The following is a 9,173-nucleotide window of genomic DNA, read 5'->3' as shown; positions in this document are numbered from 1 at the left end:
CGCTCTAATAACGACATCGGGTTGCTTTTGTAAGTGTACATTACGACGATTTGTAACCGACGATGGTACAAAACGCTCATAAAGAGTAGATATTTTTAGTAAAATTTTTGAAAAAATAACTTGTGTTTGATTGGGATTTGCGAGATAATGTTGTTGGCTTTGCATATCATTCACTCATTTCGTGGTTGTTTTGAGTTTATGATATGCAAAGTTTTTTATTTTGGCAAAAAGTTAACTAGCACAACGGGTACTTTGATATAAAAAATTATGACTTGATGTGCCAACCGTCGGGTAGGGCTTTTTGAAATTCTTGTAATGGTTTTAATTTCGTTAAGAGATAATTACCTGCTAGACCAACGAAAAAGCCAGAAAGAATACCACTGAAAGATAAAATCGGTAAATAGTTTAACACTAACCAGGATTGCCCAATGAGGGCGAAAACGACAAGTTGTCCAATGTTGTGCATGATTCCTCCCATAACTGAAATTCCAATAACACTTACGCGTTTGGGTCCTAGGGATTTGATGAATAGCATGATTAGAAAACTAAAGAGCGTTCCTGCAAGACCATATAAAAAGGTTGAAAAGGTACCACTTAAAAAGGTAGATACGACTAGTCGAAAAGCGACTACTTTCGAACTATCTTTGATTGGAAGAGTAAAGAGGGACAAAATAGTAATCAGATTACCTAGTCCTAGCTTAGCGCCAGGAGCAAACGAGAAAGGTGTTGGAATAAAACGTTCAAAAAAAGAAATAACTACCGCTTGGGCTACCAGCATTGTGATAAACATTAATTTTCGGTTGGAATGTATCATAAAACTATTTTATCATAAAAACTATCGAAAAAATTGTGATTTTTTTTTCAAACTATATTGTTTAATACTAACTAGTTTGATATAATTGAAAGCGAATTATGAATAATCAATAGGGGGATTTAGCAGTGACAAAAAATATCGTTGTCGTTGGTGCTGGATATGCAGGTGTGACTGCAGCTCGTCAATTAGCTAAAAAATATAAAAAAGATAAAGATGTTTCAATTACTTTAATTGATAAAAATTCCTTCCAAACTTACATGACTGAACTGCATGAAGTAGCAGCAGGTCGTGTAGAACCAGAAGCGATCAAATACGATTTACAACGTATCTTTAAAAAGTATCCTAAAGTTAATTTGGTAACAGATAAAGTTGTATCAATTGATTATGATAACAAACAAGTTATTGCTGAAGATCAAACACTTGATTTTGACTACTTACTTCTTGCAATGGGTGGCGAAGCAAATGACTTCGGCACACCAGGTGTTAAAGAAAATGGCTTTACACTTTGGTCAATCGAAGCAGCAGAAAAATTGCACGATCATATCGTTCACTCATGCTTGCAAGCTATGAGTGAACATGATGACGCTAAACGTCGTGCCCTTTTAACCTTTACTGTTATTGGTGCTGGTTTTACGGGTATTGAAATGATTGGTGAGTTGATTGACTGGGTGCCAATTTTAGCGAAACGTTACAAACTTGATCCAAAAGAGTTCTCACTCAAAGTAGTTGAAGCTATGCCAAATATTCTCAACATGGTAACAGAGAAAGAGCAAACCAAAGCGCGCAAATATCTTGAGAAAAAAGGTGTTGAGTTGATTCTTGCAGACGGTGTAACAAGTGTTGAAAAAGATGCCTTACACCTTTCTTCAGGTCGCGTTGTTCCAACATATACCTCAATTTGGACAGCAGGTGTTAAAGCAAACACAGATACAGCTGAATTCGGTATTGAACAGGCGCGAGCAGGACGTCTTGTTGCAAACCAATACATGGAGGCCCAAGGAAAAGAGAATGTTTATCTTGCAGGTGACGTCATGTACTACGAAGATGGCTCACAAGAAGGGCATCCAGTTCCTCAAACCGTGCAAGCAGCTGAGCAAACTGGTCATACGGCAGCTCATAATATTATCGCAGCTATTAGTGGTGGTGAAAAAGAAGCCTTCAAAGGTAAATACGATGGTTTTCTGATTTCCATCGGGGCGAAATACACAGTTGCTTATGTCATGGATAAGTACCATGTATCAGGGTTCATGGCAAGTGCTATGAAACATTTTACCAACCTTTTATACTTCTTTACAATCCGTAGTTTCTATAATATCGGAGTATATATGCGCCACGAATTCTTCGACGTTGCTGACGGACGTAATATGTTCGGTAGTCATACTTCAAGCAAGGGGAACCGCATGTGGTTAGTGCCACTTCGTATTTTCTACGGATCAGTTTGGTTGTTTGAGGGGGTTAAGAAAGCCTTTGGTCTCTTTGGAACGCAATCATGGTTTGGTGATAAGGTTGTCTTCCCATTCCCATGGTTACAACAAGTTTCTGAAGCAACTTCAGGAGCTTCAGAAACCGCAGCTTCATCTGAAGCAGTATCAGGGGCTTCTCAAGCGGCAGAAGGTGCAGCACAAGCAACTGCTGAAACTGGTCACCAAATCTTTAGTTTGAGTTATGCTTATGGTGAAGAACCAATGCAAGTGTTAAAAGAAATGCCAGATTGGTTTGCCGCTATCATGAAATTTATGTTGCCAAACCAAGAAGTTGCTCTTTTCATACAGAAAATGATGACTTGTCTTGAAATTGCAATTGGTCTTGCTCTCATTGTTGGTGCCTTTGTCTGGCTGGTATCAGCTGTAACAGCAGCCTTTGTTGTTATGTTCAGTCTCTCAGGGATGTTCTTTTGGGTTAATGTTTGGTTTATTCCAGTTGCTATTGCTTTGATGGCAGGTGCAGGACGTTCTTTTGGTCTTGATTACTGGATTATGCCATGGTTAGGACGACTACTAGACAAGTTTATTTACGGCAAGCCTAAACATTTATATAAACGCTAATAAAGACTTTAGGATTTCTTAAACATCCGTGTTATAATAAGAATAAGGTTATCTCATGATAGTTGTAATGACTAACCTGAGATAGCCTTTATTTTTAAGTAAGAAAAATTAAAATTGACTATTTTTAAGATAAATAAGGAGTTTTGTGTGGTACATCACATTTGGAATGATTTTCCAGAGATTCAAAAAGGGCTAGAATCTGTAAAATCACTGATGATTTCTGAATTATCAGTCATACATCCAGAAGTCAAAGAAAAAATTATTGCCTATATGGAAGCTCCTGGCAAGTATTTACGGTCGGGTTTGTGCCTGTTACTGTCTCAGTCCAAGACAGGATATATTACAGAGGGTAAGCTCTACCTAGCTGCCTATCTAGAAACATTACACTTAGCAACCTTGATTCATGATGATGTTATTGATGAAGCTGATAGTCGTCGCGGCCTGCAAGTGATGAGTAAAACCTTTTCTAATCGTATTGCGATTTATGCCGGTGACTATTTGTTGAGTTATGCTAATCGTTTTTTATTGAAAGCTTCAAATCTCTTGGATATTGATAAAAATGATCAATATTTGGGGAATCATAAGCTTATTGAAAGGATTCTTGCAGGAGAGTTGGCACAATTAATGAACCAATTTGATCAAGAGATGACCATGAAGGCTTATTTAAAGCAAATTAAAGGTAAGACCGCCTTACTTTTTGCCTTAGCTTGTCAGTTGGGAGCATGGGAGAAGGGAATTTCAAAAAGAGAATCTCGTCTAGCCTATAATCTCGGTCAATCCATTGGCATGGCTTTTCAAATCAGTGATGATCTGATTGATTTCCAAGTTGATAAGAAGCGATCTGGCAAGCCTAGAATGCAGGATGTCCAAAATGGGATCTACACTGCTCCCTACATAATAGCTAAAGAGATTGATCATCAAATTTCTAAGGATTTCCAATTTGTTAAAGGAAAAAAATGGTCAGAAGAATCATTGGAAAATTTATATAATCGCTTGAATGAGACGAAAGCTTTTGAAAAAACAGAAGAGTTGATCAAGGCTTACTTAGTGAAAATGAAGAATCAAGGTCAAAAGCTCTTAGCAGCTGATGAAGCAGAACAAGTATTGGGCTTTTTATTTAAAATAATGGACCGACAATTTTAATAGCAGTTTTATCAAGAAGAGGCTGGGACAAAAATCCCTGCCTTTTTCGGTTATTCAGATAGCCAAGTGAGATGCAGTGATTGAGTGGATTTTAAAGCGCTGATGTGATCAGCTTTTACAACCCGATTCAACTGTGCGGAGGTGGGAGTGAAACGGTCTGAGGATAGACCGTTTCAGCCAGAACCTAGAAATAAAGAGTGAGGGGAATCGAACTCTTCTAGTTACCGATCTTTGTTCCACTCTCTTTTCCTCTATCTTTTTCATTAAAGGTAATTGCTTTTATTATTCTAATGACTGAAAAAAGAGTATAATATGTGCAAAAGAAAAGAGGTGTCTTATGAAAGTAGCAACTTTTATCAAACCGTATGAAATGACGGTAACAGAAACAGAAAAATCAAGGATTGAAGAACCAACGGATGCCGTCATCCGAATTGTTCGTGCTTGTGTCTGTGGGTCAGATTTATGGTGGTATCGTGGTATTTCTCAAAAAGAATCTGGTACTTATGCAGGTCATGAAGCTATCGGTATTGTTGAAGAGGTTGGTAGTGATGTGACTAATGTCAAACCTGGTGATTTTGTTGTTGTTCCTTTTACACATGGTTGTGGCTATTGTGCAGCTTGTAAGGCAGGTTTTGATGGAGATTGTCAAAACTATAAATCAGGCCCTGTTATCGGTTATCAAGCAGAGTATTTGCGTTATCAAAATGCTGATTGGGCTTTGGTGAAAATTCCTGGACAACCAGAAGATTACTCAGATGACCAGTTGAAATCATTATTAACCTTGTCTGATGTTATGGCGACTGGTTTCCATGCAGCTAATACTGCTGAAGTCAAAACAGGTGATACAGTTGTAGTCATGGGGGATGGTGCCGTAGGTCTCTGTGGTATTATCGGTGCTAAATTTCTTGGGGCTAAGCGTATTATTGCTATGAGTAAATACCCTGATCGTCAAGCGCTAGCTAAGGAATTCGGTGCGACAGATATTATCGAAGAGCGTGGTGATGACGCTGTTGAGTGCGTTATGGAAATGACTAATAACGCTGGTGTTGATGCTATTTTAGAATGTGTCGGTACAGAGCAATCTGTGGATACAGCTATTAAAATTGCCCGTCCAGGAGCTATCGTTGGTCGCGTAGGTATTCCACAAAAAGAAGAGATGAACACTAATCAACTCTTCTTCAAGAATATTGGACTTCGTGGAGGCATTGCTTCGGTAACAACATTTGATAAAAAAATTCTTCTTGATGCTGTATTGTCAGGTCAAATTAATCCGGGGAAAGTCTTTACACAAGAGTTTATCTTGAATGATATTCAATCTGCTTATGAAGCAATGGATAAACGAGAAGCTATTAAGTCATTAATTGTCTTTTAAATGAGATAAGCCTAAAAAAGTTGAGGATTTTTACATGCTCAACTTTTTTTCTTATCTGTGCTGTTCTAGAATGATGATAGTAATTGTTTATTTGTTGTGCACGTTCATTTGCTGCTATGATTATTTTTGCTAGAGCTAATGTGCTGAGAGGAGGACTGTTTTTTAAAACGTTTTCTTTCTATTAAATGTATTAAAGTTTACTCATTCTTCTCGAACTACCGATGAAAATACTGATGGGAGATTTAGTCCTTCTCTACATTATTTAAAAATTTGGGACCCTGTCTTCGTTATAGTTGAATCGGCTTAGCAAAGACTCCAGAATTAACCCTGCTGCTGAAAACAGCATGAAATAAACGTTTGAAAATAGATGCTTTTTAAACTTATTTAGGCTATTTTTTTATTAGACTTCCTGCGAAACTATTTTCTATAAAAGTTTTATCATATACCTATGAACTACGAATCCAGCCAAAAATTATCTGATAGTCGTTTTAAACGCTTAGTTGGTGTTGAACGATGTCCATTTTCAAAAATGCTCGACATTTTGAAAGAAGAGTATCAACTACTTCATCAAAAAGGTGGCAGAAACCCCAAAATGATTTTAGAAGATTTATTGATGGCAACTCTTCAATATTTGCGTGAATACCGTACTTATGAGCAAATTGCGGCCGATTTTGGCGTACATGAAACTAATCTCATTAGGCGTAGCCACTGGGTTGAAAAGACCCTTGTTCGTAGAGGTTTCAATGTTGGGAAAGCCACTATCAAAGATGGGGACACTATCATTATTGATGCGACAGAGGTTAACATTTGTCGTCCCCAAAAAAGCAAGAGTTAAATGATTCAGGCAAGAAAAAGTACCATACTATCAAAGCACAAGCTATCGTTTCATCCGAAGGTAAGATACATTTCTTAGATACTGGTCGAGTAGGTCAGAGGTCTTGCGACCTCCTTCCCCTCTAAGAACCGTGCATGAGAGTTTCCCCTCACACGGCTCAAGCTTCTATAAGTCCTCGTTAGAGAACCAGCGTGTTTTCTTTTACATTTTTATGACAAGTAGGGTGTACCAATGTTTTTATTGGTTTATGGTTCTTTACTGTTTGATGAACTCGGAAATCTGTTTCTTTGGTAATCTTCAATTCGCAAACTGGACAAAGCCCTTTTTGTTTATAGTATAGTCCGTTAATCACACGTCTTCCTTTTAGTTCCTGTCGCATTTGCTTTTCTTGTCGTTCCTCAAAATACAGTTGCCATTGTTCATCAAACGGATTGGCTTCCGCCTTAATTTTAATATGTCGGCGAATATCAGTATCGGAAGCATACTTCAATCTAAGATAGAACGGCTCGCCATTTTCCATTGTATCGGCAGTTGGAACACTAAAAATCCAACTACGGCTAACAAGAGTATGAAAATATTTATTAGCAACCCATTTTCTCCCCTTCTTAGGATGTCTTCGGACACACCACTTCCATAGACATTGATAGATATCAAAATCAAGTCTTTGAAATGCTTCTGTTGAAACATTGTGCTTTTGGTAGTTAAGCCAACCTATAATAATAGGATTTAACTTACGGATTAACAACTCCTGTTTCATCGAGGGGTTGTTTTTGGTAATATCCCTGATTTTCGAAACAATACTTTCGTAATTCTTTTTGGATGGTTTGGTTAGTAACTTTCCGTCGTACATTCTAATATTTACGCCCAGAAAATCAAAGCCGTCCGTGATATGAGTTATCAACGTTTTTTCTTCCGATAACTCCAAACCACGTTCTTTCAAGAATTGGATAATGACTGGTTTAACCTCGTTTTCCAATAATTCCTTACTGACACCTGTAACAATAAAGTCATCCGCATACCTAACAAAATTAATTTTTGGTGCATAGACCTTACCATTAACCTTTTTCTTTCTAAATGTCGTTGAAAGTTTCCTCTCAATACCATCTAGTACCATATTTGAAATGATTGGTGAGATTGGTGACCCTTGAGGACTTCCAAACTCTGTTGGAAATAACTTTCGATTTTCGATATAACCACTTTTCAACCATTGTCCAAGTATTGTCTTGTTCATTGGAATGTTTTTCATTATCCACTCGTGACTGATATTATCAAAACATCCTTTAATGTCACCTTCTAAAACCCATTTAGCAGATTTTTGCTTACTCAAAGCTGAGAAACATTGTTCAATAGCATCCTGAGTACTTCTTTTGGGTCTAAAGCCATAAGAATTGGGGTCTGCTGTTGTTTCTGCAATAGGTTCTAGGGCGAACTTAAATAATGTCTGCATTGCTCTATCTGTCATCGTTGGAATACTAAGAGGTCTTTTCTTACCATTTTTTTTAGGAATATATACCCATCTTAGTGGTTTTGGACGATAGCCCTTAACCTTTAATTTCTTGATTGCTTGATATTTAGCGTTAGGTGTTAACCATAACTCTTTATCAGCGCCACTTGTCTTTTTACCTTGATTTTCAGTGACACGTTTCACTGCCAAGGCTCTTGCATAGAATGAAGTTGTTAGTAAATATTGGAGTGATTTCACTCGGTTGAATTTACTCAACTTCCACGCTTTCACAATACGCATTTGTAGTTTTTTTACATAGATTTCAGCTGTCACAAAGTCAATACTTTCCCAACTGTTAGCTATGTTAGTAGTAGCACACATTTTACTGTTCATTTGCTTTCTCCTTTCAAAAATTCTACAAGTTCTCTTGTGATTAGAAACCGAATGGAAGTCTGCACTCTTTCGAGTTGAGGCAAATTTTGAACCTCTATCCATCTCATTACAAGATGGCATTCGCTTTTTCCATTTTCCTATACCTGCACTGTTATCAGCATTTCTTACGATTTGCCTTGCTAGAAGCAACAATACAGGCTTACCATGTTCCACTTAATGAACAAAATGATAGGTTAGGCTCCACCTCTCTGCCGACAGTCATCTGTCCGTGTAACCCTACTATAGAAAGGGTTATCCGACTGCGCACCTTTTGGTTCAGGCTTATCAGCAACTTTAGCCTGTTCAACTTAACGACATTTAACAGTGGTTCACATTTGTTAGCCATACCATCAAGCCTAGCTCCCTAACCGCTTTGTTGCTAGCAGTATCGGTCTTCCCTCACGGTTCGACCTTAACATAGGGCTACCTTACGTATCAGCTTACCACATGACGAACATGCAGTTGATACTTGGCTCAACTAACGGAATAGTTGGTCTGGTCATCATGCCAGACAGTTCAATTAAGCGACTTCATGTCGCACCAATAAGTAATTGTCATGATATGAAACTTTTTAGATTAAGCCGTCGTCCGTTACTAGCAGCCAAAGTCATCTTATCAGATAGTGGCTATCAAGGGTTAAACAAAATTTATCCTCAAGCTATAACGCCCCGAAAATCTAGCAAATACCGTCCATTAACTGAAAAAGACAAGGCCTATAACAGAGCTTTATCTTCCATTCAAATTAAGGGAGAGAATGTCTTCGCAAAAGTTAAGGTATTTAAAATTTTTTCAACTACTTATCGAAATCATAAGAAGTGATTTAACTTAAGAATGAACTTGGTGGCTGGAATTATCAATTTTGAGTTATGGAGTTAGTTTCTCAGGAAGTCTATTTAAGACTTTTTAATCTATCTCAGTTTAAATCGCAAGATGATGCTAGCTTAGTGACAGATTTCAAGTTTGAACAGGAACCATTGCAGGTATAAAAAAGGAGCTCTAGTTAGCTATAAAACAAGGAAGTATATGGATGGCACATCTGATTAGTTCGAGAAAATTGCTTAGTCAATAATAATTATTGCTGCTATTTA

Annotated in this window: 5 protein-coding genes and 2 pseudogenes; 5 read left to right on the top strand and 2 right to left on the bottom strand. The window is 37.6% G+C overall.

Features of this window, described 5'->3' with window-relative positions:
- Nucleotides 1-265 precede the first annotated feature (265 nt).
- Complete coding sequence (locus ACMZ6U_RS07610; RefSeq protein ID WP_416107618.1) at nucleotides 266-814, bottom strand: Gx transporter family protein; 549 nt, start codon at nucleotides 812-814, stop codon at nucleotides 266-268.
- A gap of 125 nt (nucleotides 815-939) precedes the next feature.
- Here ACMZ6U_RS07610 and ACMZ6U_RS07605 point away from each other — a divergent pair, with 125 nt between their 5' ends.
- The 4 genes and pseudogenes from ACMZ6U_RS07605 to ACMZ6U_RS07590 form a co-directional block, all read left to right on the top strand.
- Entirely contained in the window at nucleotides 940-2,859 is a 1,920-nt protein-coding gene (locus ACMZ6U_RS07605; RefSeq protein ID WP_416107616.1) for an NAD(P)/FAD-dependent oxidoreductase, read from the top strand.
- Nucleotides 2,860-3,006: 147 nt separating this feature from the next.
- A complete protein-coding gene (locus ACMZ6U_RS07600) occupies nucleotides 3,007-4,002 on the top strand; it encodes a polyprenyl synthetase family protein (protein WP_416107614.1) in 996 nt (331 codons plus the stop codon).
- Between the two features lie 337 nt (nucleotides 4,003-4,339).
- Nucleotides 4,340-5,374, top strand: coding sequence for a zinc-dependent alcohol dehydrogenase family protein (locus ACMZ6U_RS07595; protein ID WP_416107612.1), 1,035 nt, complete (start codon nucleotides 4,340-4,342; stop codon nucleotides 5,372-5,374).
- 448 nt (nucleotides 5,375-5,822) lie between these two features.
- Nucleotides 5,823-6,289: pseudogene (locus ACMZ6U_RS07590) on the top strand (transposase family protein); the annotation flags it as partial.
- Nucleotides 6,290-6,387: 98 nt separating this feature from the next.
- Here the strand turns inward: ACMZ6U_RS07590 and ltrA are convergent.
- Nucleotides 6,388-8,046, bottom strand: a complete 1,659-nt coding sequence (gene ltrA, locus ACMZ6U_RS07585) for a group II intron reverse transcriptase/maturase (RefSeq protein ID WP_416107610.1) — start codon at nucleotides 8,044-8,046, stop codon at nucleotides 6,388-6,390.
- A gap of 480 nt (nucleotides 8,047-8,526) precedes the next feature.
- Between ltrA and ACMZ6U_RS07580 the strand changes: the two are divergent.
- A pseudogene (locus tag ACMZ6U_RS07580) lies at nucleotides 8,527-8,904 on the top strand (transposase family protein); the annotation flags it as partial.
- Nucleotides 8,905-9,173: the final 269 nt, after the last annotated feature.

Source organism: Streptococcus pluranimalium (assembly GCF_047785745.1).
GTDB classification, from domain to species: Bacteria; Bacillota; Bacilli; order Lactobacillales; family Streptococcaceae; genus Streptococcus; species Streptococcus pluranimalium_B.
The sequence above is the reverse complement of the archived record's forward strand: the minus strand, read 5'-3'. Positions and strand labels throughout refer to the sequence as shown.

Excerpts from the sequence above, each read along its gene's own strand:
- ACMZ6U_RS07610 (WP_416107618.1), bottom strand. The coding sequence starts at position 814 with ATGATACATTCCAACCGAAAATTAATGTTTATCACAATGCTGGTAGCC.
- ACMZ6U_RS07595 (WP_416107612.1), top strand. The coding sequence starts at position 4,340 with ATGAAAGTAGCAACTTTTATCAAACCGTATGAAATGACGGTAACAGAA.
- ltrA (WP_416107610.1), bottom strand. The coding sequence starts at position 8,046 with ATGAACAGTAAAATGTGTGCTACTACTAACATAGCTAACAGTTGGGAA.